The organism is Nocardioides caricicola (assembly GCF_039541135.1).
GTDB classification, from domain to species: domain Bacteria; phylum Actinomycetota; class Actinomycetes; order Propionibacteriales; family Nocardioidaceae; genus Nocardioides; species Nocardioides caricicola.
The window spans coordinates 162805-189253 of the sequence record NZ_BAABFQ010000006.1 but is presented as its reverse complement, the minus strand read 5'-3'; the positions used below and the strand labels follow the sequence as shown (position 1 = coordinate 189253).

Genomic DNA, 26449 nt, shown 5'->3' with positions numbered 1-26449 from the left:
GTAGCCAGTCCCACCGACGTCAACCGGTCATCTTCTCCAGCCTGGTCCGGAGCAGCGCCACGCGGTGCTCGTTGCCGGGCAGCACGACGTAGCGATCGCCGAACGCCGCGAGCAGGGCGTCGTCGAGACGGCGGACGGCGCCGGGCGGGTAGCGGTAGTCCATCTTGGCGGCGAGCCCGTCGACGTCGACGCGGGCGAGCACCTCGCCGAGCTCGCTGAGCGTGTCGATGCCCAGGTCGGGCAGCAGCCCCGCGATCCAGTCGTAGTGGTCGGTGCGCGACCACTCGGCGTCGTCGTACTGACCGGCGAGGTACGCCGCCAGCTCGCGCGGGCTGATCCGCGCGCCACCGTCGAGGTCCTCGAAGGACCCGCCGCGCAGCCGGTCGCGGATCGTCGTGAACTCCTGGTCCGCGAGCTCCAGCAGCCCCGCCGCGAGCGTGAACCGCCGGTCGAAGTCACGGGCGTGCTCGGCGGGAACCGCGCCCTTGTAGCGGATGTCGTGCTCGAACTCCGCCCACGCGTGCTGGAGCACCGTGCGCACCTGCACCTGCGCGACCGGGCCGCCGTCGCGGCTGACCTGCAGGTGCCGGCTGGCGTACCCGAACCGCCCCTCGCTCGCGGTCTCCTGGCCCAGGTCCCGGTCGTCGAGCACCCGCAGCTGGGCGCCGAGCACGTCCGCGACCGCGGCGACGTCCGCCCGCACGTAGGTGATGACGCGGACGCCGACCTGGTCGCCGATCTCGCGCAGCGGGTCGGCGTACGCCCACAGGCCGTCGACGGTCCGCGCCGCCTTGGCCGCGAACGACTCGACGCTCTTGGCCCGTCCGGTCACGGTCAGGTAGTTGATGCCGGCCTCGTCGAGGATCGAGGTCACCAGCGCGACGTACTCGTCGGCGATCTCGACCAGGCCGGGCTGGATCCGCTCGTACTCCTCGACCGCGCGCCTGATCTCCCCGTGGGCGTCGCTCAGCGTGGGCGTGACGATGTAGCCGCTCTCGAAGGAGCCGTACGTCGTGACCCGGGCCGGCCAGCGGTGCGCGAACAGCGCGACGTACGCGCACACGACGGCGTCCACCTGGTCCTCGGCGCGGCCGAGCTCGGCCTTGGTGGTGGCGTTCTCGACCTGGGCGCGCAGGTCGCGCCAGGTCGGGTCCGGCGGCACGACCTGCTCGACGTGCTGCATCAGCGTGAGGAGCGCAGCGCGCATCGAGTCGAGGGTGCGCCCGGGCTTCGACTTGTACTTGAGCGTCATCGACAGCCCGAACAGCACGACGGTCGCCGGGTGCGGGTACACCTCGATCGCCCGGCGCTCGCGCCCCGAGCGGGGGTCCATGTCGAGGCGGAGCATCCGGCAGATGGTCGCGCCGCGGGTGACGCCGCCGGCGAACTCGGGCTTGCCGGTGTTCGACGGGTGCGCGCCGGCCTGGAACCGCTGGAAGTCCTTGTTGAGCTCCTGCTCCGCGGCGCGCGACCCGGTGGCGTTGGTGACGATCAGCGGAGCGTCGATGCCCACGACGCAGGGACCGGCGACGTACGGCGTGAGCGCGTCGCGGATCTCCTCGTCGGTGTGCACGCTGGAGATGTGCACCAGGTGCCCGTCCTGGTCGAGGACCGCGAGGCCGGTGCGCTGCTTCTGTCCCCAGGCCAGGTCGATCCCCACGAAGTGCATGGATGAAGACTGCCCTACAAGACCGGCAGGACGAACCGCTCGAGCATCGCGCGCTCGTCGGCGGCGTCGCGGCCGGGCACGATCAGCAGCGAGACGATCACCCGGACCAGCCAGCGCGCGGTGTCCGGGTCGCCGAACGTCCCGATCACGGCCTCGGACTGGGCGAGCTCGGCGGTGGTCCCGGCGTCGGCGGCGCCGAACCACGCGATCAGCTCGGGCCGGGCGCGCACCTCGCGCACCGCGGTGAGGATCGCCTCCACCACGTTGCCCGTGGGGTCGGTCGGCAGCAGCGCGCCGATCCGGCGGGCCTCGCGCTGCACGAACGCGACGTGCAGCGCGTGCCGGTCGGGGAAGTAGCGGTAGAGCGTCGCGCGCGAGCAGCCCGCGGCCGCCGCGACCTCGCCCATGCCGACCGCATTCACCCCGCGCTCGGCGAACAGGGCGGCCGCTGCGTCGAGGATGACCTCGGCGTTCACGGCGTGAAGGGGACGGTCGTGGGGCGCCGCACGTACGGGCCGGGCGCCCACTCGACGCCCTCGAGGTCGACGGTGTAGTCGGGGCAGCGCGCGAGCAGCTCCTCGATCGCGACCCGGGCCTGCAGCCGCGCGGCCGCCGCACCGAGGCAGTGGTGGCTGCCGTGGCTGAAGGTCAGGATCTGCGTCGGCCTCCGGCGTACGTCGAGGTCGTCGGCGTCGGGGCCGTAGCGGCGCGGGTCCCGGTTGGCGGCGCCGTACAGCAGCAGGACGCGGCGCCCGGCGGGGATCGTCGTGCCGTGCAGCTCGACGTCGCGGGTCGTCGTACGGGCGAGGCCCTGCACGGGCGAGGTCAGCCGCAGCAGCTCCTCCACGGCGTCGCCGACGAGGGCGGGGTCGTCGAGCAGGAGCGTGCGCTGGTCGCGGTCGGTCTCGAGCAGCTGGACGGTGCCGCCGAGCATCCCGGTGGTGGTGTCGTTGCCGCCGGTGACGACCGTGAAGACGTAGGCGAGGATCGAGAGCAGGCCGCGGTCGTCGTCCCCGACGCCGGCGGCGACCAGGTGCGAGACGGTGTCGTCGCCGGGCTCGACCCGACGACGACCGATCAGCTCGGTGAAGTAGCCCATCATCTCGGTGAGCGCGTCGGTGGCGGCGGCGATCTCGCCCGCGGAGCTGGCCGAGACGATCGCGTGGGTCCAGTCGTCGAACCGCTCGCGCCCGTCGGCCGGGACTCCCAGGTAGTGCGCGACCACCATGCTCGGCAGCGGCTTGAACAACGCCTCGACGATGTCGCCGCCACCCTCGGCGCGCAGCCGTTCGAGCCGTTCGACCGCGAACGCGCGGACCTCGGGCTCCAGCGTCCGCACCTGGCGCGGCGTGAACCCGCGGGCGACCAGCTTGCGGAACGCCGTGTGGTCCGGCGGGTCGAGCATCACCAGCGGCCGGTTGTCGGCGAGGCCGACGGTCTCCAGCTCGTCGTACTCGACGGTCAGGCCCTGGGCGGAGGAGTACGTCGCGGTGTCGACCGCGGCCTCGAGCACGTCGGCGTGCCGGCTGAGGACGACGTAGTCGCGCCCTCCGGAACGCTCGACGTGGTGCACCGGGTCGTGGTCGCGCAGGTCGGCGTACATCGGCCACGGCTCGGCCCAGGTGTCGGCGGTTCCGGGGCGGTAGGGCACCGGCCCATCGTGAGACAGATTCGCAAATCTGTCTAGCGCTCGACCCGCTCCAGCGCCTGGCGCGCGGAGCGGGCGGCGCGGACCGCGCGGTCGCGGCTGCCGCGGACCTCGGTGCGCGAACGGGCGGCGCGGGCGGCCTGGAGGACGGTGACGGGGTTGGCGCTGAGCGGGTTCATGGGCTCCACATTCACTGCTGAGGTAGTGCGTTGACATCGGGAGGAGTGCCGATGTCGCCCGTCAGATACCTCAGAGTGCTGCGAATTCCGCAGCGATCGCGGCGCCCAGCCGCGCGTTGTGCCGCACCAGCGCGATGTTCGCGGTCAGCGAGGCGCCGCCGGTGATCTCGACGATCCGGCCGAGGAGGTACGGCGTTGCGTCCTTGCCGTGGATGCCGAGCGCGTCCATGTCCCCGAGCGCCTGCTCGATGATCACGCCGATCTCGTCGGCGGGGATCTCGTCCTCGGCGGGGATCGGGTTCGCGATGACGATCCCACCGGCGATGCCGAGCGCCCACTTCGACGACATCACCGCGGCGACCTCCGCGGCCGTGTCGACCCGCATCGGGGCGGCGTGCCCGCTGGAGCGGGAGTAGAACGACGGGAACTCGTCGCTGCCGAACGCCAGCACCGGCACCCCCAGCGTCTCCAGGGTCTCGAGGGTGAGCCCGATGTCGAGGATCGACTTCACGCCGGCGGACACGACCGCGACGTCCGTCGTCCCCAGCTCGGTGAGGTCGGCGGAGACGTCGAACGTCTGCTGGGCGCCCCGGTGCACGCCGCCGAGCCCGCCGGTGACGAACGTGCGGATGCCGGCGAGCGCCGCGAGCCGCATGGTCGCCGCGACCGTGGTGGCGCCGTGGGTGCCGCGGGCGACGACGAACGGCAGGTCGCGCACGCTCACCTTGGTCACGTCGCCGTGGCTGGCGAGCAGCTCGAGGTCGTCGGGCGACAGCCCGATCCGGGGCTTGCCGTCGAGCACCGCGATGGTCGCCGGGACGGCGCCGTTCTCGCGGATGATGCCCTCGACCTCGACCGCCATGGCGACGTTCTGCGGGTACGGCATGCCGTGGCTGATGATCGTGCTCTCGAGCGCGACGACCGGGGCCCCCTCGGCGAGCGCGGTGGCGACCTCGTCGGTCACGGTGAGTAGCGGGTGCGTCACAAGAGGCTCCTGACGAGTCGGTCGGTGAGGTCGGGTCGGACGGTGTGGGGGCTGGCGACGGTCAGGGCGGCCGCCGCGTGGCCGTACGCCGCGGCGTCGACCGGGTCCGCCCCGGTCAGCAGCGCGTGGCAGAACGCCGCGAGCATCGCGTCGCCGGCGCCGGTGACGTCAGCGACCTCGGCCGGCACGACGGGCAGCGCGGTCGCGCCGGACGCCGTACTCAAGAGCGAGCCGTCGCGGCCGAGCCGCACCCACACGAGCTCGACCCCGCGGTCGTGCAGGGCCCGGGCGGCGGTCGCGACCTGGCGGTCGGTGCGGGTCGGCAGGTCGGTGAGCGCGGCGAGCTCGTCGCGGTTGGGGGTGACCGCGTAGAGCGGCCGGTCCGCGGTGACGAGATGCGCGAGGGCGGCGGCCTTCGGGACGCTCACCGGCTCCAGGAGCACCCGGACGCCGGCCTGGGTGGCGAGGTCGAGCGCGAACGCGAGCGTCGCGGTCGACAGGTTGCCGTCCAGCACGACGAGCGACGCGGCGGCGACCAGGTCGCGTGCGGCGTTGACCTGCTCCGGCGCCAGCTCGTCGGTGGCGGCCATGTCCGCGACCGCGACGACCAGCTCGCCGTCGGCGTCGAGCACGGCGGTGTAGGTGCCGGTCGACCGCGCGGAGCGGCGTACGTGCTCGACGTGGACGCCGGCGCCGGACGTCGCGGCGAGCACCTGGTCGCCGAGGCCGTCGCTGCCGATCGCCGCGACCAGGTGGGTGCGGGTGCCGAGGCGGGCGAGGTTCTCGGCGATGTTGCGCCCGACGCCGCCCGCGGCCATCGACCCGGTGCCGGGGTTGCTGGTGGCGGGAACGGCGGTGCGCGTGCTGCGCGCCTTCACGTCCATGTTGGCGCCGCCGACCACGACGACGGCGGGCTCCTCGCTGAGCACGTAGCCGCGCCCGAGGATCACGCCCTTCTTGCCGAGGTTGGACAGGTGCACGTTGACCGCGGTGCGGGTGGTGCCGAGCGCCGCGGCGATCGCCTCGGAGCCGAGCAGCGGGTCACGTCGCAGCAGGGCGACGATCTCGCGCTCGCGCTCGGTCAGGCTCATGCTTGCCATCATAAGGGATGCTTACTGGAGTAAGGCAGGCAAATGCGGTGCGGGCCTCCGGCGCCGGCTGCGACACTGGGCCGGTGCCGACCACCAGCCAGTGGCTCGCCTTCGTGATCGCGAGCGCGTTGTTCATCCAGCTCCCGGGTCCGAGCCTGCTGTTCACGATCGGCCGGGCCCTGACCGTCGGGCGTCGCGACGCGCTCCTGTCCGTGCTCGGCAACGCCCTCGGCATCACCACCCAGGTCCTGCTCGTGGCCGTCGGCCTCGGCGCCGTCGTCGCCGCGAGCGCCCAGGCGTACCTCGTCCTCAAGGTCGCGGGTGCGGCGTACGTCGTCTACCTCGGCGTGCAGGCGATCCGGCACCGCGCCGACGCGCGGCTCGCCCTCGCCGGCGTCGACCAGGTCTCCGTCGCGCGGGCGTCAGCGCGCCGCTCGCTGCGCGTCGGCTTCATCGTCGGCGTCACGAACCCGAAGACCATCGTGTTCTTCGTGGCGTTCCTGCCGCAGTTCGTCAACGAGCCGGCCGGGCACACAGGCGTGCAGCTCGCGCTGCTCGGGCTGGTGTTCGGCGCGATGTGCGTCGCTTCGGACTCCGTCTGGGCGCTGGCCGCCGGCAAGGCGCGCGACTGGTTCGCCCGCCAGCCGAACCGGCTCGACAAGCTCGGCGTCGCCGGCGGCGTGATGATGATCGGGCTGGGCGCCACGATGGCGGCCAGCGAGTAGCCGCCGCCGGCCACTCCGGGTGTGACGTCGGCGCACGCGTCACGCCGGTCAGGCGTTCCGGGCACCCGCCAGCCGCCGCACCGCGCGCTCGATCAGGTCGTGGTCGACCTCGGCGTACGGGATCTTCAGGGTGCCCTTCGCCCCGGCGTACGGCGCGAGGTCGCGGTCGAGCTCGGCGTCGCCCTCGGGAGGCACGGGGTAGAGCGAGACGTGCTGCTTCCAGGCCGCGACGTGCACGAGCGACTGGCCGTCGACCTGCCAGGTCGGCATGTCGTAGCGGATCACCTCGGTCGCCTCCGGCACCACCGCCAGCACCCGGCGCCGGATCTCCTCGACCACCGCACGCCGGTCGGCCGGCAGGGCCGCGAGGTAGGCGTCGACGTCCTCGAACTTCGGCATGGCTGAGTATCGCCACACCCGTCACACCGGTCGGGCATTCCCGGTACTTCTCGGCCGTTGCAATGCCCAGGAAGTGCCGGTTTCCCCGGTGCACCGGGGAAACCGCGCCCTCGACCTACAGCTCACGCCCCTGGTCGTACGCGAGCAGCGCGACACCGAGCGAGAGCCGGGAGGCCGGGTCGTCGAGGGGGTGGCCGACCAGGTCCTCGAGGCGGGCCAGCGCGGGGTAGAGCGAGGTGCGGTTGCGGTGAGCGGCGCGGGCCAGCGCGGTCTTGTTGCCGCCCACCGCGAGGAACTGCCGCAGCAGGTCGACCAGGCCGCTGCCGTGCCGGGCCTCGTGCTCGAGCAGCGCACCGAGCTCGGCCTCGACGAACTCCTGCAGCCGCGCGTCCTCGCGCAGCGACATCAGGAGCCCCGGCAGCCGGATGTCGGCCTGCCGGACGACCCCCTCGAGCGGCGGCAGCGTCACGGCGACGCCGGCGATGACCCGCGCCGACCGCAGCGAGGTCGCGGTCGGGAGCACCGCGGACACCGGATGGCCCACGGCCAGCACCGCCTCGCCCGCCAGCGACCGCGCCACCGCGTCGAGGTCGGTGTCAGCAGGGACCAGCAGCCCGACGTGCACGGCGTCGAGCACGCCGACCAGACCCGGCAGGTCGCCGAGCGCGGAGACCAGCAGGTCGACCGGCCCCTCGGAGCGCAGCCGCGCCACCGCACCGACGTACGACGGCGCCTCGGGGACACCGAGCGCGCGCAGCCGCGCCGCGGCGACGGCCTCGCCGCCGACCCGGCCGTCGAGCAGGTCGAGCAGGAACCCGCCGTGCACCCGCAGCTGGATCGACGTCTCGTCGCGCTCGATCATCCGGCCGAGCTCGAGCGCCTGCGCCGCGCGCTCGGCGACCAGCCGGGCGCGCTCCTCGTCGCGCGGCCCGGTCACGACCAGCCGCCCCCACGCCCCGCCCTGGATGCCGACCGGCGTCGTCAGCCAGCCCTCGGGCCCGCCGCTGCCGGTCGCACGGAGGTACGGCGTCAGCCGCGAGCGCCGCTCCCAGTCGGTCAGCAGCCGCTCGACGGGCTCGCCGCGCGCCGCGGTCACGAGCACCCGGCGGGCCAGGTCCTCGAGCACCACGGAGCAGTCGGCGAGGTCGGCGGCGGCCTCCACCAGCCGCGCCATCGTCGCGCGCTCCAGCCCGAGCTCGGTGAAGGTCCGGTGCACGTCGCCGGCGAACCGGACCTCCTCGAACTGCTCGGCGACGATCGCGCGGTGCACGCTCTCGGTGATCTCCACGAACCGCACCGGCCGGTTCAGCGCGACCAGCGGGAACCCGGCCGCCCGCGCCCGGCGCAGCGCCGGCTCCGGCACCGAGGGGTACGACGCCCCGAGCTCGACCACGAGCCCGGCGGCGCCGACCTCGACCAGCTGCCGGACGAAGTCGTCGGCCGCGTCCGGCGAGGCGGACATCCCGAGGCCGGTGGTGAGCACCAGCTCGGCGCCGGACAGCACCGCGCCGACGTCGCGCAGCTCGGAGACGTGGACCCACCGGAGCTCGGCGTCCAGCCCGGCCTCGCCGCTGAGCACCACCGGGTCGCCGGCGGCCAGCTCGGGGAGCGCGAGCGCCTCGCGGACGGTGACCGGCATGCGACACAGTGTCGCACTACCGAGCCGGAACGGGACAGGTCGTCCCTCGCCTGCTGCGCCGGGCGGGACGACGATGAGGGCATGAAGACCATCTCGCACTGGATCGACGGCTCGGCACACCCCGGGGACGGCGCCCGCGCCGGTGACGTCACCAACCCCGCGACCGGCCAGGTCACCGGCCGGGTCGCGTTCGCCGGACCCGCGGAGATCGAGGCCGCCGTGGCCTCGGCGAAGAAGGCCGGCCTGGACTGGGCCGCGACGTCGGTCAGCGCGCGCACCCAGGTGGTCTTCCGGTTCCGCGAGCTGCTCAACTCCCGCAAGGAGGAGCTCGCCGAGATCATCACCGCCGAGCACGGCAAGGTGCGCTCCGACGCCCTCGGCGAGGTCGCCCGCGGCCAGGAGGTCGTCGAGTTCGCCTGCGGCATCCCGCACCTGCTCAAGGGCGGCAACTCCCCGCAGGTCTCGACCGGCGTCGACGTGAAGAGCATCCGCCAGCCGCTCGGCGTCGTCGGGATCATCAGCCCCTTCAACTTCCCCGCGATGGTCCCGATGTGGTTCTTCCCCATCGCGATCGCCGCCGGGAACGCCGTCGTGCTCAAGCCCAGCGAGAAGGACCCGTCCGCCGCCAACTGGATGGCCGAGCTCTGGAAGGAGGCCGGTCTCCCCGACGGCGTCTTCACCGTGCTCCACGGCGACAAGGTCGCGGTCGACGGGCTGCTCGACCACCCCGACGTCGCGGCGATCAGCTTCGTCGGCTCCACCCCGATCGCCGAGTACGTCTACGAGCGCGCCAGCCAGCAGGGCAAGCGGGTCCAGGCCCTCGGCGGCGCCAAGAACCACATGCTCGTCCTCCCCGACGCCGACCTCGACCTCGCCGCCGACGCCGCGGTCAGCGCGGGCTACGGCTCGGCCGGCGAGCGCTGCATGGCGATCAGCGTGGTCGTCGCCGTCGGCGACACCGGCGACACGCTCGTGCAGAAGATCGCCGAGCGCACCCGCACGCTCGACATCGGCGACGGCGCCCAGGACACCGACATGGGCCCGCTGGTCACGAAGGTCCACCGCGACAAGGTCGCGTCGTACGTCGAGGCCGGCGAGTCCGAGGGCGCGACCCTGGTCATCGACGGGCGCGACGTCGACGCCGCGGGTGCGGCCGACGGCTTCTGGCTCGGCCCGACGCTGTTCGACCACGTCACCCCGGACATGAGCATCTACACCGACGAGATCTTCGGCCCGGTGCTGTCCGTCGTGCGCGCCGACACCTACCAGGAGGCGCTGGACCTGGTGAACGCCAACAAGTACGGCAACGGCACCGCGATCTTCACCAGCAACGGTGGCGCCGCGCGCGCGTTCGAGCAGGACGTCCAGGTCGGCATGATCGGCGTCAACGTCCCGATCCCGGTGCCGATGGCGTACTACTCCTTCGGCGGCTGGAAGGCCTCGCTGTTCGGCGACACCCACGCGCACGGCACCGAGGGCGTGCACTTCTTCACGCGCGGCAAGGTCGTCACCACGCGCTGGCCCGACCCGGCGACCGCCGGCGGCCTCGAGCTCGCCTTCCCCAAGAACCACTGAGGAGCACGACGATGAGCACGACGGTGAGCACGGCGTACGAGCTGGACCGCAAGCACGTCTTCCACTCCTGGTCGGCCCAGGCCGAGATCAGCCCGATGGTGATCACGGCCGCCCGCGGGTCGTACGTGTGGGACGACGAGGACCGCCGCTACCTCGACTTCTCCAGCCAGCTGGTCTTCACCAACATCGGCCACCAGCACCCCCGCGTGGTCGCGGCGATCAAGGAGCAGGCCGACCGGCTCTGCACGATCGCCCCGCAGTTCGCCAACGAGCAGCGCTCCGAGGCGGCGCGGCTGATCAGCGAGATCGCCCCCGCGGGCTTCGAGAAGGTGTTCTTCACCAACGGCGGCGCGGACGCGAACGAGCACGCGGTCCGGATGGCGCGGTTGCACACGGGGCGGGCCAAGGTGCTGTCGACGTACCGCAGCTACCACGGCGGCACCCAGACCGCGATCAACATGACCGGGGACCCGCGGCGGTGGCCCAACGACACCGCGACCGCCGGGACCGTGCACTTCTTCGGCCCGTTCCTGTACCGCTCGGAGTTCCACGCGACCACCGAGGCCGAGGAGTGCGAGCGCGCGCTGGCGCACCTCTCCCGCACCATCGAGGCCGAGGGCCCGGACACGATCGCGGCGATCATCCTCGAGACGATCCCCGGCACCGCCGGCATCTTCGCGCCGCCGCCCGGCTACCTCGCCGGCGTCCGCGCGCTGTGCGACCACCACGGCATCGTGATGATCCTCGACGAGGTGATGGCCGGCTTCGGCCGGGCCGGCTCGTGGCTCGCGCTGGACCTGTACGACGTGGTCCCGGACCTCATCACGTTCGCGAAGGGCGTGAACTCCGGCTACGTCCCGCTCGGCGGCGTGATCATCAGCGACCCGATCGCCGCGACGTTCGACCACCGGGTCTACCCGGGTGGGCTGACGTACTCCGGCCACCCGCTCGCGACTGCCGCGGCCGTCGCGACCATCAACACCATGCGCGACGAGGGCATCGTGGAGAACGCCGAGCGGCTCGGCCGCGAGGTGTTCGGGCCGGGTCTGGCCGAGATCGCGGCCCGGCACGCGTGCGTCGGCGAGGTCCGCGGCGTCGGCGCGTTCTGGGCCGTCGACCTGGTCACCTCGCAGGACACCAAGGCGCTGCTGCCGCCGCCGGTGCTCGCCGAGGTCGTCGGCGCCTGCAAGTCCGCCGGGCTGCTGCCGTTCTCCAACACGAACCGGATCCACCTGGTGCCGCCGTGCACGATGAGCGACGAGGAGGCCCGCGAGGGCCTGGCCATCCTCGACGACGCCCTCAAGGTGGGCGATGCGCACGCATGAGACGGTCTACGAGCGGCTCGCTCCCCCGGCGGCGCTCGTCGACCAGGTGCTGGCGCCGAGCCGGCACGCGGTGTTCTGGCTCGAGGACGCGCCCGGCACGTCGTACCCGCCGCTGACCGCGGACACGTCCGCCGACCTGACCGTGGTCGGCGGCGGCTACTGCGGGCTGTGGACCGCGGTGCTCGCGAAGCGGCGCAACCCCGCCGCGCGCGTGGTGCTGCTCGAGGCGCAGACGATCGGCTGGGCCGCGTCGGGTCGCAACGGCGGCTTCTGCGAGGCCAGCATCACCCACGGCGAGGAGAACGGGCGGACCCGCTGGCCCGACGAGTACGACGCGCTGGAGCGGCTCGGCCTGGAGAACCTCGACGCCCTCGAGGCCGACGTCCGTGACCTCGGCATCGACTGCGAGCTCGAGCGCACCGGCATGCTGGCCGTCGCGGTCGAGGAGCACCAGGTCGCCTGGCTGGGCCCGGACCACCTGGACCGTGAGGCGGTGCGCCGCGAGATCGACAGCCCGGTCTTCCTCGCCGGGGAGTGGGAGCGCGAGAGCTGTGCGCTGGTGCACCCGGCCCGGCTGGCGCGCGAGCTCGCGCGGGTGGCGGCCGACCTCGGCGTCGAGATCCACGAGCAGACGACCGTCACCGGCCTGGACGGCACGACCGTCCGCACGCCGCGCGGTCGCGTCACCAGCGAGCGGGTCGCGCTGGCCACCAACGTGTTCCCGTCGCTGCTGCGGCGTACCCGCCTGCTGACCGTGCCGGTCTACGACTACGTGCTGATGACCGAGCCGCTCACCGACGCCCAGATGGCCTCCATCGGCTGGGCGAACCGGCAGGGCCTCGGCGACATGGCCAACCAGTTCCACTACGCGCGGCTGACCGCCGACAACCGGATCCTCTGGGGCGGCTACGACGCGATCTACAAGCGGACGGTGCGGGGCGAGCACGAGGAGCGGCCGGAGACGTTCCGCAAGCTCGCCTCGCACTTCCTCACGGTGTTCCCGCAGCTGGAGGACGTCCGGTTCAGCCACCGCTGGGCCGGTGCGATCGACACCTCGACGCGGTTCGCGGCGTTCCACGGGCTCGCCTCCCGGGGCCGGGTGGCGTACGCCGCCGGCTTCACCGGGCTCGGCGTCGGGGCGACGCGGTTCGCCGCCGAGGTGATGCTGGACCGACTGTCGGGCCAGTCCACCGAGCGGACCCGCTTGGAGATGGTGCGCCGCAAGCCGATCCCGTTCCCGCCGTCCCCGCTCGCCGACCTCGGCATCGAGCTGACCCGGCGCTCGCTCGACCGGGCCGACCACCAGCGCGGTCGGCGCAACCTGTTCCTCAAGGCCCTCGACGCCGTGGGACTGGGGTTCGACTCATGAGGCTCCTCGCTGCCGACGTCCTGACCGGCGACGCCGCACCGCTGACCGAGCTGGGTGCGGCCGAGGTCGGCACCTGGGAGATGGCGCCCGGCACCGACCACGACACCGAGGTCGACGAGGTGTTCGTCGTACTCGCCGGCCGCGGCACCGTGACGTTCGAGGACGGCGAGGTGATTGATCTCGCACCCGGCGTCGCCGTACGCCTGCGGGCCGGCGAGCGCACCACCTGGGTCGTCACCGAGACGCTGCGCAAGGTGTACGTCGCCCTCTGAACCGGGTAAGGCGGAGCCATGGCACGCCACAACTCCGACCTGCAGGCCGCTGTCGACGCCACCTCCGTGGCCAAGGACGCCCGGGAGTCCGACGACCTCGAGGCCTACCTGCGCGAGCAGCTCGCCGAGCGCGACATCGAGACCAGCGACGACGCCTGGATCCGGCGCACCGTCGAGCGGATCGAGCAGAACCCCAACTACATGATCGAGGACGAGCCGAGCGACTTCGACGCCGGCTGAGCCGCTGGGTCGTGGCGCTCGGAGCTGCGGGTGGGCCACCGAGCCGGCACCCGGCAGTCCGTCGGGCCGCTCATCTCCGGCCCACGACCGGGTACCGACCACGCATGACCACCACTCCCCAAGAGCCCCAGCCCGACCCCGACGTCGTGCCCAGCGGCGACCCCAGCATCAACGACCCGGACATCGACCCCGGCCAGGACCCGAACCTGGACCCGCAGACGAAGCCGGCACCCGACCTCCGTCCGTGAGCCGGCCGTACTTCTCAGGCAATCCCGGTACTTCTCAGGCGTTGCAACCCCCGAGAAGTACCGGATTCCCCGGTGCACCGGGGAATCCGCCACCTCCCTCGGTTTGACCTCCCCCCCGCCGTCGCCCCTACGTTGGGCAACCATGAAGCGTGTCCTGGTGACCCTCACGACCGCCGTCCTCGTCGCGTCGCTCGCGTCTGTTCCTGCCGAGGCCGACCACGCGCACCCGCCGGGGCCGGTGCACGCCGGCAGCACGTTCGGGTGGGGCCGGGCGCCGGTCAACTACAAGTTCGTCGGGCCGCTGGACCGGTCGCGGTGGGAGGTGTCGGGCCGCGGGAACGTCGGCAACCAGCACGGCATGCTCACGCTGCTGGCCGACCGGAACTCCACGGTGCGCGCCACCGAGCAGACCCGCGGTCGCGCGGTCGGCCGCTGGGAGACGCGGATCCGGCACCGGCAGTACGTGCACCGGACCACGCCGTACCGCGTGCTGATCGAGCTGGTCCCCGCCGGCGACCGCGCCCACGAGTGCGGCGCCCGCAACGTCGCGCTGACGGCGTACACCCCCGGCGGCAAGGACGCGACCCACTACATCCACAGCCGGCCCGACAACCGCTACGTCGCGCGCCGGGCGCTCAACCTGGCCGACAACCAGTGGCACACGTTCGCCGTCGAGGTCACCCGCAAGCGGATCTCGTGGTTCGTGGACGCGCACGTGGTCAGCACCGAGAAGCGGGACGCGGCGCTGAGCGGGGTGCCGTTCGCGGTCCGCTACACGATGCAGGCCGAGGACGGCCGCCGGATGAACGAGTCGCGGATCCAGATGGACTGGCTGCGCTACTGGTCGCTGAAGAACCCCAACAAGAAGTCGACGGCGGCACCCCGCCCGAAGGTGGGCACCAACCCCGACGCCTGCGCGGGCCGGAGGTGACGCAGGACCTGAGCGCGGTCGCCTGGCCGGTCCGGACCGCACGACTCTCGATCCGCCGCGCGACCGCCGCCGACGCCGACGCCACGTGGGCGTTCCGCCGGGTGCCCGGCGTCGACCACTGGCTGAGCACCGCCACCGGCGACCTGGCGTCGTACGCCGAGGGTTTCGTCGACCCCGAGCGGCTGGCCAAGACGCTCATCATCGAGCGGGACGGCGAGGTGATCGGCGACCTGATGCTCGCGATCGGCGACCCGTGGTCGCAGCACGAGGTCGTCGACCAGGCCGCGGGCACCCAGGCCGAGCTGGGGTGGGTGCTGCACCCCGACCACGCCGGCCACGGCTATGCGACCGAGGCGGTCGCCGAGCTGTTCCGGATCTGCTTCGAGGACCTCGGGCTGCGCCGCGTCATCGCGCTCTGCTTCGCCGACAACGTGGCGTCGTGGCGGCTGATGGAGCGCCTCGGGATGCGCCGCGAGGAGCACACCGTGCGCGACTCGCTGCACCGCTCCGGAGACTGGCTCGACGGGTACGGCTACGCGCTGCTCGCCGAGGAGTGGCGCGCGCGGGCCTAGGGTTCCCGCATGGAGAACCGAAGCGAGGCCGCCGAGGACCGCGGCAAGCAGGACGGGCGCAGCCCCTTCGACCGGTTCGTCGAGGTGACCTACGAGTGGGTGAGCCGGCCGCCGTTCTTCCTCCTGTGCCTGAGCATCGTGGTCGTCTGGGCGGCCAGCCTCCCGCTCTGGTCGAGCGTGAAGTCGTGGGAGGTGGCGATCCACACGGTCGCCAGCGTGATCACCCTGCTCCTGCTCGCGCTCCTGGAGAACGCCAGCCGCCGCAGCGGTGAGGCCGCGCAGGAGAAGCTCAACGTCCTCGCCGAGGGCCTGGCCGCACTGATGGAGTCGCGCGCCCAGGACGACCCGAAGCTCGGCGACGCCGTACAGAAGCTCCGTGACGCGGTCGGGCTCGAGGCCAGGCACTGACCGTGCTCGTCAGCGACGTACGCCGGATCCCGCTCGGCACCTTCACCCGGCCTCCCGAGGAGACCGGCACGGGCCGGCCACGGGTCGAGGGCGTCTACGGCTACCTGGTCCGCCACGACCAGGGACTGGTCCTGCTCGACACCGGGATGGGTCGCGGCGACGACGGCACCGAGGCGTGGTACCAGCCGCGCCGGGTCGCCCTGCCCGACGCGCTCGCCACGGCGGGCGTCGGGATCGACGACCTCACGATGGTCGCCAACTGCCACCTGCACTTCGACCACTGCGGCGGCAACCCGCAGCTCGGCACGACGCCGGTCCTGTGCCAGCGCACCGAGCTCGCCACCGCCCGAGCCGGCGACTACACGTTCGAGCACCTCCTCGACGGCGTGACCTACGAGCTGCTCGACGGCGAGAGCGAGCCGCTGCCGGGGCTGCACGTCATCCCGACCCCCGGCCACGTCGACGGGCACCAGTCGCTCGTGGTCGAGTGTGCGGACGGAAACGTGGTGCTCGCCGGTCAGTCGCACGACAACGCCTCCGCGTGGAGCGCCGACGCCCTCGCACCGCCGCTCGCGCCGCCGTGGATGGAGCGGCTGCTCGCGTTCGACCCGCGCCGGGTCGTGTTCGCCCACGACGCCGCGGTGTGGGAGCCCTAGCGGGTCGTCCAGACCATCGTCTGCTGGTGGAGCCGCTTCCCCTCGTGGCGGGAGCCGGGGACGACCGGGGTGTCGCCGTGCTTCTCGAAGCCCATCCGCTCGAAGAACTTCACGGCCCGGGTGTTCTCGGCCGACGTCTGCAGGTAGCAGCCGGGCGACCCGACGTCGCGGAGCCGGTCGAACCACAGGTTCATCACGCCGTCGGCCGCGCCGGTGCCGCGCGCGACCGGCAGCAGGTCGATGTGCAGGTGCGAGGGCCAGCGCGGGTCGGAGAGCTCTCCCGCCGTCGGCTCCCGGCGCACCTTGAGCACCAGCGCGTCCCAGGCCGCCCGGACGAAGAACCGCCGCGACTCGCGCCGCCGGAACAGGCGGTACTTCTTGATCACCGCCGTCAGCCGCTCCTCCTCGCTGGGGAAGCGGCGGTCGTCGACGCACCCGACCAGGTAGCCCGCGAGCTGTCCGTCGACGACCGCGACGAACGCCGACTCCGGCTCGAGGTCGAGGTACGGCGTCAGGTACACCTCGTTGAGCGACTCCGTGTGCCCCCACACCTCCGACCCGGGCGCACCGGTCCCGGCGGCATCGAACAGCGCGACCAGGCCGGCGCGGTCGGCGGCGGCGTACGGGCGGACCTCCACGTGTGGCATGGGCCAAGACTGTCAGGCCGCGACCACCCGGCGCGCCTCGACCGGGAACGTCCAGCTGACGCTGGGCCCGTCGACGGTGCGCGCGGCTCCCGGCGCCTGGCGGGCCACCATCCGGGGCACGGCGCGGTTGCCGGACCCGGTGTAGACCTCGACCCGCTCGATCCCGCGGGCCGCGAGGTCGGCGAGCAGCGCGGTCGCGATCTCCGACCCGAAGCCCTGCCGCTGACAGCCGTCCGCGACCAGGATCCCGAGCTCGGCGACATCCCCGGCGCGCGCCCACATCCCGTGCGCGACCAGCACGCCGTCCACGAGCCCGACCAGCGCGACGCCCCGCGGCGGCTCGGGCAGCAGGCCGTCGACCACCGCGCGCGACGGGTGCCCTCCGATGGCGCTCTGGAAGCGCTGGTACGCCGACTCGGCGGACAGCCCGCACAGCAGCGCGGTCAGGGCCACGCGGTCGCGGCGGGTCGCCACCCGGATCTCCAGCCGGCTCATGAGCCCAGGAACCGTACGGTCGCCGCGACCACGTCGGGGTCGCGCAGGATCCGGTTGTGACCGAGCCCGGTCGTCTCGAGGAGCGTGCCGCTCTCGCCGTACGCCCTCAGGAGCAGGTCGGCCTGGGCGCGGTCGACGACGCGGTCGCCGACGTCGTGGACGACCAGCAGCTCGCGGCCGGGGGTGCGGGTGACCGAGAAGCGGTCCCAGACGCCGGTGTCGCCGGCGAACCAGCGGCGCTCGATCGCCCGGCGCAGCTCCCGGTTGACCGCGGGCCCGGCGCCGAGGGTGGTGCAGAACGTGTCGACGAGGTAGCCGAAGTCGCCCATCCCGCTGATCGCGACCACGCGGGCGGCGGCCAGGCCCTCGCGCACGGCGTACAGCGCGACCGGTACGCCGAACGAGTGCGCGACCACCCCCTCGAAGGATCCGTGCTCCCGGGCGAGCTCCTCGATCACCGCCTGGTGGGCGAGGATCGTCTCGGCCGCGCCGGGCGTCGCGCCGTGGCCCCAGGCGTCGTAGGAGACCGGGCTCAGCCCCGCGTCGAGCAGCGCCCTGACCAGGTCGGCGAACCGGGACGCCCGCGCACCCCAGCCGTGCACCAGCAGCACCGGGCGGCGGCCGTCTCCCCAGGCGTAGGTGACGACGTCGCCGGTGCGCCCACGACGGGCCGCCGCGTGGACCTCGTGCTCGTGGGCACCCACGGGCACCGGCCGGCCGGGCCGTCGCCAGAGCTCGAGGGCGAGCCGGCCGGCCAGCCGGGGCGCGACCCGGGCGGTCGCGTCGAGGGCGCCGCCGATCGCGGCCGGCACGGCCCGGCGCGCCGGCGCCGTCCTGGGGTCCTGCGTCTGCGTCATGGGGCACTCCGGTCGGGTTCGGGAAACAATACGAACGATCGTACTATTTGTTTCTCGATTCCGGCCAGACCTCCGACATAGGGTGGGAACCATGGACCAGCAGGTGACCGACGGACGCATCCGCCGCGGTGACCAGACCCGCCGCGTGGTCCTCAGCAAGGCCGTCGACGTCGCGTCGGTCGACGGCCTCGACGGGCTCTCGATCGGCCGCCTGGCCGGCGAGCTCGACATCAGCAAGAGCGGCCTGATCGCCCACTTCGGGACCAAGGAGGAGCTCCAGCTCGCGACCATCCGCGCGGCCCGCGCGATCTTCGTGACCACCGTCGTCGCGCCCGCGCTGGAGACCCCGCCCGGCAGCAAGCGCCTGCGACTGCTGCTCGAGGGCTGGCTGGCCTACTCCAGCGACCGCCGGTTCCCCGGCGGCTGCTTCTTCGCCCGCGCCTCGCACGAGTACGCCGCCCGCCCGGGCCCGATCCGCGACGCGCTCGCGGTGATCGACGAGGAGTGGGTCCGGCTGATCGCCGAGACCGTCGCCGAGGCGCAGGAGGCCGGCGAGATCGACCCCACGGTCGACCCCGCGCAGCTCGCGTTCGACCTCAGCGCGTTCCTCGACGCCGCCAACCTGCGCTCCCTGCTCGGCGACGACAGCGTGTACGACCGCGCCTACCGGTCCATGCGCGACCGGATCGCGGCGGTGTCGCTGTCGTGATCCGCCCGCTGCTCCTCGCCGCCGCGCTGGTCGCCGCGCTGGTCGCCGGCCTGCTCGCCGCGCCCGCACACGCCGGCGACGTGGACGGGCCGACGTACCAGATGCCGGTCGTCGGCGAGTGCCACCAGGTGTCGTACGCCGCGCTCGCCGCCGAGAGCGAGCCGTCGCCGGCCGTCGACTGCGCCACCCGCCACACCGCCCTGGTCATCGCGTCCGTCCAGCTGCCCGCCGGCACCGACTGGAGCGCGGGCAGCGCGGACCTCGCGGCCGCGGCGACGGCGTACTGCGTCCCCGCCTTCAAGCGCGCCGTCGGCCAGTCGTGGCGGGTGATCGCGCGGTCGGCGTTCCTGTGGTCGTACTGGATCCCGACCGCCGAGCAGCGCGCGCACGGCGCGAGCTGGCTGCGCTGCGACGTGCACCGGCAGACCTACCGGGAGCTGCTGCCGGTCGGGGCGACGCCGCTGCTGCGGAGCGCGACGGTCCCGCGCGGCCTCCAGCGCTGCCTGCAGGTCCGCCGCGCCGGGTTCGACGAGAGCAGCTGCGCCGGTCGGCACAACTACCGCGTCTCGACGGTGCTGTCGGTGCCGGGTGACGGCTACCGGACCACGTCCGGCTTCTTGAGCTACGGGTCGGCGCACTGTCCCGGGGCGCGGCAGTCACGGCGCTGGTACGCCACGTGGCGCAGCGTGATCGGCTGGAACGCCGGCGACCACACGCTGGTCTGCTACCTACCGGTGCAGCGCTAGCCGAGGAGACGGACGACCAGATCCACGACTACACCTGGACGCTGAAGCCGTTGCCGTAGGCTGCCCCACGCTCGTGGTGCAGGAACCCGGTGAGACTCCGGGGCGGTTCCGCCACTGTGACACCCGGTCCGGCCGGGTGCAGCCAGACACTGGCCACGGGTCATCCGACCGATCGACGGGGCGAGAACCCCGGAGGAGGAGACCCGCGCATGCGGATCGCGCTGCTGTCCACGTCCGACACCGACCTGCTCTCGGCGCGCGCCAGCGGCGCGGACTGGCTCTGGGCCAACCCCGTGCGGTCGGTGCCGTCGCTCGCGGAGGCCGACCTGGCCGTCGTCCGCGTCCTCGGCTCGCCCCACGACCTCGACCCGTGGCGCGAGGAGCTGTTCGCCGGCGGCCGGCCGGTGGTCGTGCTCGGCGGCGAGCAGCAGCCCAGCGCCGAGCTGATGGAGCTCTCGACGGTGCCGATGGGCGTCGCGGCCGAGGCGCACCGCTACCTCGCCGAGGGCGGTCCGGCGAACCTCGCCCAGCTGCACGCGTTCCTCTCCGACACCGTGCTGCTGACCGGCGAGGGCTTCGAGCCGCCGGCCGAGGTGCCGTCGTGGGGCATGGCCGGGCGTGGTTCGGAGCGGCCGCGGGTCGGCGTCCTCTACTACCGGGCGCACGAGATCAGCGGCAACAACGCGTTCGCGCACGCGCTGTGCGACGCGATCGACGCGACCGGCCAGGCGACCGGGGTCCCGGTCTTCGCCGGCTCGCTGCGGGCCGCGCCCGACGAGCTGTACGACGCGCTCGGCACGCTGGACGCGCTCATCGTCACGGTCCTCGCGGCCGGCGGCTCGGTGCCGGCCACCGCGAGCGCGGGCGAGGACGACGAGGCCTGGGACGTGGAGCGGATGGCGGCCCTCGACATCCCGGTGCTCCAGGGGCTCGCGCTCACCAGCACCCGCGCGGACTGGGAGGAGTCCGACGACGGCGTCACGCCGCTGGACTACGCCACCCAGATCGCGATCCCCGAGTTCGACGGCCGGATCAGCACCGCGCCGTTCTCGTTCAAGGAGATCGACGACCAGGGCCTCCCGCAGTACGTCGCCGACCCGGAGCGCTGCGCCCGCGTCGCGCGGATCGCGGTCAACCACGCGCGCCTCCGCCACGTCCCCAACGCCGAGAAGAAGCTCGCGCTGGTGCTGTCGGCGTACCCGACCAAACACGCGCGGATCGGCAACGCCGTCGGGTTGGACACCCCCGTCTCCGCGATCCGGCTGCTGCGCCGGCTGCGCGCGGAGGGGTACGACGTCGGCGACCTGCCGTTCCTCGACCTCGAGGACACCGAGGCCGGCGACGCGCTCATCCACACGCTGATCGCGGCCGGCGGGCAGGACGAGGAGTGGCTGACCTCGGTCCAGCTGACCGAGGCGCACGTGCGCGTCACCCGCGACGAGTACCTCGCGTGGACCGCCGACCTGCCGGCCGAGCTCCGCGACGCGATGGTCGAGGCGTGGGGCGAGGCGCCGGGCAGCCTGTTCGTCAACGACGAGCAGGAGATCGTGCTCGCCACCCTCCAGGCCGGCAACGTGGTGATCCTGATCCAGCCGCCGCGCGGCTTCGGGGAGAACCCGGTCGCGATCTACCACAGCCCCGACCTGCCGGTGTCCCACCACTACCTGGCGGCGTACCGGTGGCTCGAGCACGGCTTCGGGGCGGACGCCGTCGTGCACCTCGGCAAGCACGGCTCGCTCGAGTGGCTGCCCGGCAAGAACGCCGCCCTGTCAGCCGCCTGCGGCCCGGACGCCGCGCTCGGGAACCTGCCGCTGGTCTACCCGTTCCTCGTCAACGACCCGGGCGAGGGCGCGCAGGCCAAGCGCCGCGCGCACGCGACGATCGTCGACCACCTGGTGCCGCCGATGGCGCGCGCGGAGTCGTACGGCGACATCGCGCGGCTCGAGGCCCTGCTCGAGGAGTACGACAAGATCTCGACGATGGACCCGGCCAAGCTGCCGGCCATCCGCGGCGAGATCTGGCAGCTCATGCACGCCGCCGAGCTGCACCGCGACCTCGGCCTCGAGGAGCGCCCCGAGGACGACGAGTTCGACGACTTCCTGCTGCACGTCGACGGCTGGCTCTGCGAGATCAAGGACGCCCAGATCCGCGACGGCCTGCACGTGCTCGGCGCCGCGCCGGCCGGCGAGGCGCGGGTGAACCTCGTGCTCTCGATCCTGCGCGCCGCGCAGGTGTGGGGCGGCGTCGGCAACGCCGTGCCCGGTCTGCGCGCGGCGCTCGGCCTCACCGAGGGTGCGAGCTCGGCCGAGACCGACGCGGTCGAGGCGCAGGCGCGCGGGCTGGTCGAGGCGATGGAGAAGGCGGACTGGGACCCGGCGGCCGTCGCCGACCTCCACGACGACGAGGACGTGCGCCGCGTGCTCACCTTCGCCGCGACCCAGGTCGTCCCGCGGCTGGCCCGCACCACCGACGAGCTCGACGCCGTGCTGCACGCGCTCGCCGGCGGCTACGTCCCCGCCGGCCCGTCCGGCTCGCCCCTGCGCGGCCTGGTCAACGTGCTGCCGACCGGGCGCAACTTCTACACCGTCGACCCACGCGCCGTCCCGTCGCGGCTGGCGTGGCAGACCGGTCAGGCGATGGCCGACTCGCTGCTCCAGCGCTACCTGGAGGAGACCGGCGAGTACCCCGCCAGCGTCGGCCTCAGCGTGTGGGGCACGTCGGCGATGCGCACCAGCGGCGACGACGTCGCCGAGGTGCTCGCGCTGCTCGGCGTCCGGCCGGAGTGGGACGCGCAGTCGCGCCGGGTCGCGCGGCTCGAGGTCGTGTCGCTCGAGGAGCTCGGCCGCCCGCGCATCGACGTGACCGTGCGGATCTCCGGGTTCTTCCGCGACGCGTTCCCGCACGTCGTCGCGATGCTCGACGACGCCGTGCGGATGGTGGCCGACCTCGACGAGCCCGAGGACCGCAACTTCGTCCGCGCCCACACCCGCGCCGACCTCGCCGAGCACGGGGACCGGCGCCGCGCCACTACGCGCATCTTCGGCTCGAAGCCCGGGTCGTACGGCGCCGGCATCCTGCAGGTCATCGAGTCCGGGACCTGGCGCAGCGACGACGACCTCGCCGAGGTCTACACGGCCTGGGGCGGCTTCGCCTACGGCCGCGACCTCGACGGCGCGCCGGCGTCCGACGACATGCGCGCCAACTACCGCCGCATCCAGGTCGCGGCCAAGAACGTCGACTCCGCCGAGCACGACATCGCCGACTCCGACGACTACTTCCAGTACCACGGCGGCATGGTCGCCACGGTGCGCGCGCTCGCCGGCGCCGAGCCCAAGGCGTACGTCGGCGACTCGACCAGCCCGGACGCCGTCCGCACCCGGTCCCTGGCGGAGGAGACCGCCCGGGTCTTCCGGGCGCGGGTGGTGAACCCGCGCTGGATCGCCGCGATGCAGCGGCACGGCTACAAGGGCGCCTTCGAGCTCGCGGCGACCGTCGACTACCTGTTCGGGTTCGACGCCACCGCCGGCGTCGTGCACGACTGGATGTACGACAAGCTCGCGCACGAGTACGTGCTCGACGAGACCAACCAGCAGTTCCTGCGGCAGTCGAACCCGTGGGCGCTACGGGGCATCGTCGAGCGGCTGCACGAGGCGGCCGACCGCGGACTGTGGGCCGAGCCGGACGCCGACGTCCTCGCCGCGATGCAGCAGGTCTACCTCGACGTCGAAGGGGACCTCGAGGACCGATGAGGAGGCTGTGGATCGTCGGCGTGGGCATGGGCGCACAGCACGTCACCGCCGAGGGTGCGGCGGCGCTGCGGGCGGTCGACTACGTCCTCGCGTTCCAGAAGTCGGACGACGACGCGCTGCTCGAGGCGCGCGCCGCGATCTGCCGTGAGTACGGCGACCCGCCGGTCATCGTCGTGCCCGACCCGCCGCGCGACCGCGACGACCCGGCCGACTACCCGACCGCCGTACGCGACTGGCACGCGGCGCGGGTCGCCGCCTGTCGTACCGCATTGGAGCGTCCCGGCGACGTCGCGATGCTGGTGTGGGGCGACCCGTCGCTGTACGACTCGACGCTGCGGCTGGTCGACCGGATCCCGGGCTTCGAGGTCACCGTCGTCCCCGGCATCAGCGCGCCGCAGCTGCTCGCCGCGCGGCACCGGATGGTGCTGCACGACGTCGGCGCGCCCGTGCACGTCACCACCGGGCGCCGGCTGCGCGACGACGTCGCGGCCGGACAGACCAACCTGGTCGTGATGCTCAACCGCGACCTCGACCTGGCCGGGCTCGAGGACTGGTCGATCTGGTGGGGCGCCAACCTCGGCACCGCGTCGGAGGCGCTGGTCGCGGGGCGGGTCGGTGACGTGCTCCCCGCGATCGGCGCCGCCCGCGAGCGCGCGAAGGACGACGCCGGGTGGGTGATGGACGTCTACCTCCTGCGAGCGCCCGCGTGAGCGGGCTGCTGGTCGCCGGCACGACGTCCGACGCCGGCAAGAGCATCGTGACCACCGGGCTGTGCCGCGCGTTCGCGCGGCGCGGCGTGCGGGTCGCGCCGTACAAGGCGCAGAACATGTCGAACAACTCGATGGTCACCGCCGACGGCGCCGAGATCGGCCGGGCGCAGTGGGTGCAGGCGCTCGCCGCCAGGGCCGAGCCCGAGGCCGCGATGAACCCGGTGCTGCTCAAGCCCGGCAGCGACCGGCGCAGCCACGTCGTGCTGATGGGCCAGCCCGCCGGCGAGGTCAGCTCGCGCGACTGGGAGACCGGCCGCCGGCACCTGGCCGAGGCCGCGCACGCGGCGTACGACGACCTCGCGTCGCGCTACGACGTCGTCGTCGCCGAGGGTGCCGGCAGCCCCGCCGAGATCAACCTGCGCGCGAGCGACTTCGTGAACATGGGCCTGGCCCGGCACGCGGACCTGCCGACGGTGGTGGTCGGCGACATCGACCGGGGAGGGGTGTTCGCGGCGTTCGTCGGGACCCAGGCGCTGCTCGACGCCGACGACGCGCGCCTCCTCGCGGGCTGGGTGGTCAACAAGTTCCGCGGTGACCTCGCCCTGCTCCGGCCCGGGCTCGACCAGCTCGAGGAGCGCACCGGCCTGCCGGTCCACGGCGTGCTTCCGTGGCATCCAGGGCTGTGGCTCGACAGCGAGGACGCGCTCGACCTGGAGGGCCGCCGATCCGGTGTCGGCGCGCGCCGGGTCGCGGTGGTGCGACTGCCCCGGATCAGCAACTTCACCGACGTCGACGCGCTGGGCCTGGAGCCGGACCTCGACGTGGTCTTCGCCGCGACCCCGGCCGGCATCGCCGATGCCGACCTGGTGGTCCTGCCCGGCACCCGCGCGACGATCGCGGACCTGGCCTGGCTGCGCGAGCGCGGACTGGACCGGGCGATCGTCGAGCACGCTGGCCGCGGTGGAGCGGTCCTCGGCATCTGCGGGGGCAGCCAGATGCTGGGCCGGGAGATCCGTGACCTCGATGGGGTCGAGGCGGCTCCGGGCAGCGTGGTCGAGGGGCTCGGGCTGCTCGGCCAGGTCACCGAGTTCACCCGGGAGAAGGTGCTGCGTCGCCACGACCCGGCCGGCTACGAGATCCACCACGGCCGGGTCACCGGTCCCGCGCGAGAGGGGAAGGTCGTCGGGACGATGGTCCACGGCTCCCTGGAGGACGACGCGGCCCGGGCGGCGCTGCTGGCCGAGCTCCTCGGCGTGACGTCGACGGTGTCCTTCCCGGCCGCGCGCGAGCGGCGGCTCGACCTGCTCGGCGACCTCGTCGAGGAGCACCTCGACGTCGACGCGATCCTGCGGCTGGCCCGGGAGGGCGTCGGATGAGACTGCTGCTGCTCGGCGGCACGAGCGAGGCACGCGAGCTGGCGGCCCTCCTCGTCCGTGCCGGCGTCGACGTGACCAGCTCGCTGGCCGGCCGGGTCGCGGAGCCGCGGCTGCCGGTGGGGAAGGTGCGGATCGGCGGGTTCGGCGGCGTCGAGGGGCTGCGCGCCACCCTTCGCGAGTACGACGCGGTCGTGGACGCGACCCACCCCTTCTCGGTCGGCATGACCGCCAACGCCGCGGCCGCCTGCACCGACACGCCCCTGCTGCGGCTCGAGCGACCGGGCTGGTCGCCGGACCCGGCCTGGACCTACGTCGACACCCACGAGGAGGCCGCCGACCGCGCGGCCGAGCTCGGGGACCGCCCGTTCCTGACCGTCGGGCGGCAGGAGCTCGCGCGGTTCGTCCCGGCGCTCGCGACCCGCTCCGCGCTGGCCCGGGTCGTCGACCGACCGGAGGTGGAGGTTCCGGAGGCGTGGGAGGTCCTGACCAGCCGCGGCCCGTACACGCTCGACGGCGAGCTCCGGCTGATGCGCTCCCACCTGAGCGACGTGCTGGTCACGAAGGACTCCGGCGGCACCTACACGTGGCCCAAGATGGAGGCGGCCGCCGAGCTCGGCGTGCCCGTGGTCGTCGTACGACGACCTCCGGGGCCGGACGGCGTCCTGACCGTGCCCGACGTCGGCGCGGCCGTGGCCTGGGTGGAGGAGCTGTCATGAAGGTGCTGGTGACCGGCGGGGTGCGGTCGGGCAAGTCGCGGCACGCGGAGACCCTGCTGACCGGTGCGGTCACCTACGTCGCGCCGGGCCCGACGACCGCGGAGGACCCTGACCCCGACTGGGCGGCCCGGCTGGCCGCACACCGCGCCCGGCGGCCGGCGGCCTGGACGACGCTCGAGACCCGCGACCTCGCCGCCGCGCTCGGCACGCCCGGCCCGGTGCTCGTCGACTGCCTCGGGACCTGGCTCACCGGCGTCCTCGACGAGCGCGGCCTCTGGGAGCACGGCTCCGACGAGGTCACCGCGGCCGTCTCCGGCCTGCTCGACGACGCCCTCGCCGTCATCCACGACGACACCGTCCTCGTGACGAACGAGGTCGGCCTGGGCGTGGTGCCCGAGCACCGCTCGGGCCGGCTGTTCCGCGACCTGCTCGGCCTGGTCAACCAGCGCGCGGCCGCGGCCTGCGACGAGGTCCACCTCATCGTCGCCGGACGGGTGCTCCGCCTCTGAGCTC

At 73.5% G+C, this 26449-nt stretch carries 29 protein-coding genes and 1 riboswitch; of the genes, 18 read left to right on the top strand and 11 right to left on the bottom strand.

The window, feature by feature from the left end:
- Positions 1–19: 19 nt before the first annotated feature.
- From ABD875_RS12250 to ABD875_RS12225, 6 genes are all read right to left on the bottom strand, one after another.
- Positions 20–1669: a DUF429 domain-containing protein gene (locus tag ABD875_RS12250; protein WP_345176895.1), complete on the bottom strand. Its 1650-nt coding sequence runs from the start codon at positions 1667–1669 to the stop codon at positions 20–22.
- A gap of 14 nt (positions 1670–1683) precedes the next feature.
- Complete coding sequence (locus ABD875_RS12245) at positions 1684–2145, bottom strand: TetR/AcrR family transcriptional regulator (RefSeq protein ID WP_345176890.1); 462 nt, start codon at positions 2143–2145, stop codon at positions 1684–1686.
- Complete coding sequence (locus tag ABD875_RS12240; protein ID WP_345176885.1) at positions 2142–3320, bottom strand: cytochrome P450; 1179 nt, start codon at positions 3318–3320, stop codon at positions 2142–2144. The genes ABD875_RS12245 and ABD875_RS12240 overlap by 4 nt, the downstream gene beginning before the upstream one ends.
- Positions 3321–3352: 32 nt before the next feature.
- Entirely contained in the window at positions 3353–3496 is a 144-nt protein-coding gene (locus ABD875_RS12235) for a hypothetical protein (protein ID WP_345176881.1), read from the bottom strand.
- A gap of 70 nt (positions 3497–3566) precedes the next feature.
- Positions 3567–4481, bottom strand: a complete 915-nt coding sequence (locus ABD875_RS12230; RefSeq protein ID WP_345176879.1) for a pseudouridine-5'-phosphate glycosidase — start codon at positions 4479–4481, stop codon at positions 3567–3569.
- Positions 4478–5572: a PfkB family carbohydrate kinase gene (locus ABD875_RS12225; protein ID WP_345176877.1), complete on the bottom strand. Its 1095-nt coding sequence runs from the start codon at positions 5570–5572 to the stop codon at positions 4478–4480. The genes ABD875_RS12230 and ABD875_RS12225 overlap by 4 nt, the downstream gene beginning before the upstream one ends.
- Positions 5573–5655: 83 nt before the next feature.
- On the opposite strand from ABD875_RS12225, the gene ABD875_RS12220 reads away from it, so the two are divergent.
- Entirely contained in the window at positions 5656–6297 is a 642-nt protein-coding gene (locus ABD875_RS12220; RefSeq protein ID WP_345176873.1) for a LysE family translocator, read from the top strand.
- Positions 6298–6345: 48 nt separating this feature from the next.
- On the opposite strand, the gene ABD875_RS12215 is transcribed toward ABD875_RS12220, so the two are convergent.
- The gene (locus ABD875_RS12215; RefSeq protein ID WP_345176869.1) at positions 6346–6696 is read right to left on the bottom strand and encodes an iron chaperone; all 351 of its coding nucleotides are present in this window, start codon (positions 6694–6696) and stop codon (positions 6346–6348) included.
- Between the two features lie 115 nt (positions 6697–6811).
- The gene (locus ABD875_RS12210) at positions 6812–8335 is read right to left on the bottom strand and encodes a PucR family transcriptional regulator (RefSeq protein WP_345176866.1); all 1524 of its coding nucleotides are present in this window, start codon (positions 8333–8335) and stop codon (positions 6812–6814) included.
- A gap of 81 nt (positions 8336–8416) precedes the next feature.
- Here ABD875_RS12210 and ABD875_RS12205 point away from each other — a divergent pair, with 81 nt between their 5' ends.
- The 10 genes from ABD875_RS12205 (at position 8417) to ABD875_RS12160 (ending at position 15931) form a co-directional block, all read left to right on the top strand.
- Positions 8417–9910, top strand: a complete 1494-nt coding sequence (locus tag ABD875_RS12205) for a CoA-acylating methylmalonate-semialdehyde dehydrogenase (RefSeq protein WP_345176861.1) — start codon at positions 8417–8419, stop codon at positions 9908–9910.
- Positions 9911–9921: 11 nt separating this feature from the next.
- Complete coding sequence (locus ABD875_RS12200) at positions 9922–11235, top strand: aspartate aminotransferase family protein (RefSeq protein ID WP_345176858.1); 1314 nt, start codon at positions 9922–9924, stop codon at positions 11233–11235.
- Positions 11222–12604 carry an NAD(P)/FAD-dependent oxidoreductase gene (locus ABD875_RS12195; RefSeq protein WP_345176856.1) on the top strand — a complete coding sequence of 461 codons (1383 nt, stop codon included), beginning with the start codon at positions 11222–11224 and terminating at the stop codon, positions 12602–12604. The genes ABD875_RS12200 and ABD875_RS12195 overlap by 14 nt, the downstream gene beginning before the upstream one ends.
- The gene (locus ABD875_RS12190) at positions 12601–12876 is read left to right on the top strand and encodes a cupin domain-containing protein (RefSeq protein ID WP_345176852.1); all 276 of its coding nucleotides are present in this window, start codon (positions 12601–12603) and stop codon (positions 12874–12876) included. Before ABD875_RS12195 ends, ABD875_RS12190 begins: the two co-directional genes overlap by 4 nt.
- Before the next feature lie 18 nt (positions 12877–12894).
- The gene (locus ABD875_RS12185; protein ID WP_345176848.1) at positions 12895–13116 is read left to right on the top strand and encodes a hypothetical protein; all 222 of its coding nucleotides are present in this window, start codon (positions 12895–12897) and stop codon (positions 13114–13116) included.
- A gap of 104 nt (positions 13117–13220) precedes the next feature.
- Entirely contained in the window at positions 13221–13364 is a 144-nt protein-coding gene (locus ABD875_RS12180; RefSeq protein WP_345176845.1) for a hypothetical protein, read from the top strand.
- Between the two features lie 142 nt (positions 13365–13506).
- Positions 13507–14295 carry a LamG domain-containing protein gene (locus ABD875_RS12175; RefSeq protein WP_345176844.1) on the top strand — a complete coding sequence of 263 codons (789 nt, stop codon included), beginning with the start codon at positions 13507–13509 and terminating at the stop codon, positions 14293–14295.
- Positions 14292–14867: a GNAT family N-acetyltransferase gene (locus tag ABD875_RS12170; RefSeq protein WP_345176841.1), complete on the top strand. Its 576-nt coding sequence runs from the start codon at positions 14292–14294 to the stop codon at positions 14865–14867. Before ABD875_RS12175 ends, ABD875_RS12170 begins: the two co-directional genes overlap by 4 nt.
- Positions 14868–14876: 9 nt before the next feature.
- Positions 14877–15275 carry a low affinity iron permease family protein gene (locus ABD875_RS12165; protein ID WP_345176837.1) on the top strand — a complete coding sequence of 133 codons (399 nt, stop codon included), beginning with the start codon at positions 14877–14879 and terminating at the stop codon, positions 15273–15275.
- A gap of 2 nt (positions 15276–15277) precedes the next feature.
- Positions 15278–15931 carry an MBL fold metallo-hydrolase gene (locus ABD875_RS12160; protein WP_345176835.1) on the top strand — a complete coding sequence of 218 codons (654 nt, stop codon included), beginning with the start codon at positions 15278–15280 and terminating at the stop codon, positions 15929–15931.
- Here the strand turns inward: ABD875_RS12160 and ABD875_RS12155 are convergent.
- From ABD875_RS12155 to ABD875_RS12145, 3 genes are read right to left on the bottom strand one after another with little or no spacing between them, the layout of a single operon-like run.
- A complete protein-coding gene (locus tag ABD875_RS12155) occupies positions 15928–16578 on the bottom strand; it encodes a GNAT family N-acetyltransferase (RefSeq protein ID WP_345176833.1) in 651 nt (216 codons plus the stop codon). The genes ABD875_RS12160 and ABD875_RS12155 overlap by 4 nt on opposite strands.
- A gap of 12 nt (positions 16579–16590) precedes the next feature.
- Positions 16591–17073, bottom strand: a complete 483-nt coding sequence (locus ABD875_RS12150; protein WP_345176831.1) for a GNAT family N-acetyltransferase — start codon at positions 17071–17073, stop codon at positions 16591–16593.
- Complete coding sequence (locus ABD875_RS12145; RefSeq protein WP_345176829.1) at positions 17070–17930, bottom strand: alpha/beta hydrolase; 861 nt, start codon at positions 17928–17930, stop codon at positions 17070–17072. Before ABD875_RS12145 ends, ABD875_RS12150 begins: the two co-directional genes overlap by 4 nt.
- Positions 17931–18021: 91 nt before the next feature.
- Here ABD875_RS12145 and ABD875_RS12140 point away from each other — a divergent pair, with 91 nt between their 5' ends.
- The 7 genes from ABD875_RS12140 to ABD875_RS12110 all read left to right on the top strand — a co-directional run bounded on the left by ABD875_RS12140 (position 18022) and on the right by ABD875_RS12110 (position 26445).
- The gene (locus ABD875_RS12140) at positions 18022–18639 is read left to right on the top strand and encodes a TetR/AcrR family transcriptional regulator (protein WP_345176826.1); all 618 of its coding nucleotides are present in this window, start codon (positions 18022–18024) and stop codon (positions 18637–18639) included.
- On the top strand, positions 18636–19385 hold the full coding sequence (locus ABD875_RS12135; protein WP_345176823.1) for a septum formation family protein: 750 nt from the start codon (positions 18636–18638) through the stop codon (positions 19383–19385). The genes ABD875_RS12140 and ABD875_RS12135 overlap by 4 nt, the downstream gene beginning before the upstream one ends.
- Before the next feature lie 57 nt (positions 19386–19442).
- Positions 19443–19557, top strand: a riboswitch (cobalamin riboswitch).
- A gap of 37 nt (positions 19558–19594) precedes the next feature.
- Positions 19595–23134, top strand: a complete 3540-nt coding sequence (gene cobN, locus ABD875_RS12130) for a cobaltochelatase subunit CobN (protein WP_345176820.1) — start codon at positions 19595–19597, stop codon at positions 23132–23134.
- Complete coding sequence (cobF, locus tag ABD875_RS12125) at positions 23131–23844, top strand: precorrin-6A synthase (deacetylating) (RefSeq protein WP_345176816.1); 714 nt, start codon at positions 23131–23133, stop codon at positions 23842–23844. The genes cobN and cobF overlap by 4 nt, the downstream gene beginning before the upstream one ends.
- Positions 23841–25220 (top strand): cobyric acid synthase, encoded by a 1380-nt coding sequence (locus ABD875_RS12120; RefSeq protein ID WP_345176812.1) that lies wholly within the window; start codon positions 23841–23843, stop codon positions 25218–25220. Before cobF ends, ABD875_RS12120 begins: the two co-directional genes overlap by 4 nt.
- The gene (locus tag ABD875_RS12115; RefSeq protein WP_345176810.1) at positions 25217–25936 is read left to right on the top strand and encodes a cobalt-precorrin-6A reductase; all 720 of its coding nucleotides are present in this window, start codon (positions 25217–25219) and stop codon (positions 25934–25936) included. Before ABD875_RS12120 ends, ABD875_RS12115 begins: the two co-directional genes overlap by 4 nt.
- Positions 25933–26445 (top strand): bifunctional adenosylcobinamide kinase/adenosylcobinamide-phosphate guanylyltransferase, encoded by a 513-nt coding sequence (locus ABD875_RS12110; protein ID WP_345176807.1) that lies wholly within the window; start codon positions 25933–25935, stop codon positions 26443–26445. Before ABD875_RS12115 ends, ABD875_RS12110 begins: the two co-directional genes overlap by 4 nt.
- Positions 26446–26449: the final 4 nt, after the last annotated feature.

Excerpts from the sequence above, each read along its gene's own strand:
- ABD875_RS12205 (WP_345176861.1), top strand. The coding sequence starts at position 8,417 with ATGAAGACCATCTCGCACTGGATCGACGGCTCGGCACACCCCGGGGAC.
- ABD875_RS12110 (WP_345176807.1), top strand. The coding sequence starts at position 25,933 with ATGAAGGTGCTGGTGACCGGCGGGGTGCGGTCGGGCAAGTCGCGGCAC.
- ABD875_RS12180 (WP_345176845.1), top strand. The coding sequence starts at position 13,221 with ATGACCACCACTCCCCAAGAGCCCCAGCCCGACCCCGACGTCGTGCCC.
- ABD875_RS12140 (WP_345176826.1), top strand. The coding sequence starts at position 18,022 with ATGGACCAGCAGGTGACCGACGGACGCATCCGCCGCGGTGACCAGACC.
- ABD875_RS12250 (WP_345176895.1), bottom strand. The coding sequence starts at position 1,669 with ATGCACTTCGTGGGGATCGACCTGGCCTGGGGACAGAAGCAGCGCACC.
- ABD875_RS12185 (WP_345176848.1), top strand. The coding sequence starts at position 12,895 with ATGGCACGCCACAACTCCGACCTGCAGGCCGCTGTCGACGCCACCTCC.
- cobF (WP_345176816.1), top strand. The coding sequence starts at position 23,131 with ATGAGGAGGCTGTGGATCGTCGGCGTGGGCATGGGCGCACAGCACGTC.
- ABD875_RS12200 (WP_345176858.1), top strand. The coding sequence starts at position 9,922 with ATGAGCACGACGGTGAGCACGGCGTACGAGCTGGACCGCAAGCACGTC.
- cobN (WP_345176820.1), top strand. The coding sequence starts at position 19,595 with ATGCGGATCGCGCTGCTGTCCACGTCCGACACCGACCTGCTCTCGGCG.
- ABD875_RS12235 (WP_345176881.1), bottom strand. The coding sequence starts at position 3,496 with ATGAACCCGCTCAGCGCCAACCCCGTCACCGTCCTCCAGGCCGCCCGC.
- ABD875_RS12150 (WP_345176831.1), bottom strand. The coding sequence starts at position 17,073 with ATGAGCCGGCTGGAGATCCGGGTGGCGACCCGCCGCGACCGCGTGGCC.
- ABD875_RS12115 (WP_345176810.1), top strand. The coding sequence starts at position 25,217 with ATGAGACTGCTGCTGCTCGGCGGCACGAGCGAGGCACGCGAGCTGGCG.
- ABD875_RS12215 (WP_345176869.1), bottom strand. The coding sequence starts at position 6,696 with ATGCCGAAGTTCGAGGACGTCGACGCCTACCTCGCGGCCCTGCCGGCC.
- ABD875_RS12190 (WP_345176852.1), top strand. The coding sequence starts at position 12,601 with ATGAGGCTCCTCGCTGCCGACGTCCTGACCGGCGACGCCGCACCGCTG.
- ABD875_RS12195 (WP_345176856.1), top strand. The coding sequence starts at position 11,222 with ATGCGCACGCATGAGACGGTCTACGAGCGGCTCGCTCCCCCGGCGGCG.
- ABD875_RS12210 (WP_345176866.1), bottom strand. The coding sequence starts at position 8,335 with ATGCCGGTCACCGTCCGCGAGGCGCTCGCGCTCCCCGAGCTGGCCGCC.
- ABD875_RS12175 (WP_345176844.1), top strand. The coding sequence starts at position 13,507 with ATGAAGCGTGTCCTGGTGACCCTCACGACCGCCGTCCTCGTCGCGTCG.
- ABD875_RS12165 (WP_345176837.1), top strand. The coding sequence starts at position 14,877 with ATGGAGAACCGAAGCGAGGCCGCCGAGGACCGCGGCAAGCAGGACGGG.
- ABD875_RS12155 (WP_345176833.1), bottom strand. The coding sequence starts at position 16,578 with ATGCCACACGTGGAGGTCCGCCCGTACGCCGCCGCCGACCGCGCCGGC.
- ABD875_RS12225 (WP_345176877.1), bottom strand. The coding sequence starts at position 5,572 with ATGAGCCTGACCGAGCGCGAGCGCGAGATCGTCGCCCTGCTGCGACGT.
- ABD875_RS12145 (WP_345176829.1), bottom strand. The coding sequence starts at position 17,930 with ATGACGCAGACGCAGGACCCCAGGACGGCGCCGGCGCGCCGGGCCGTG.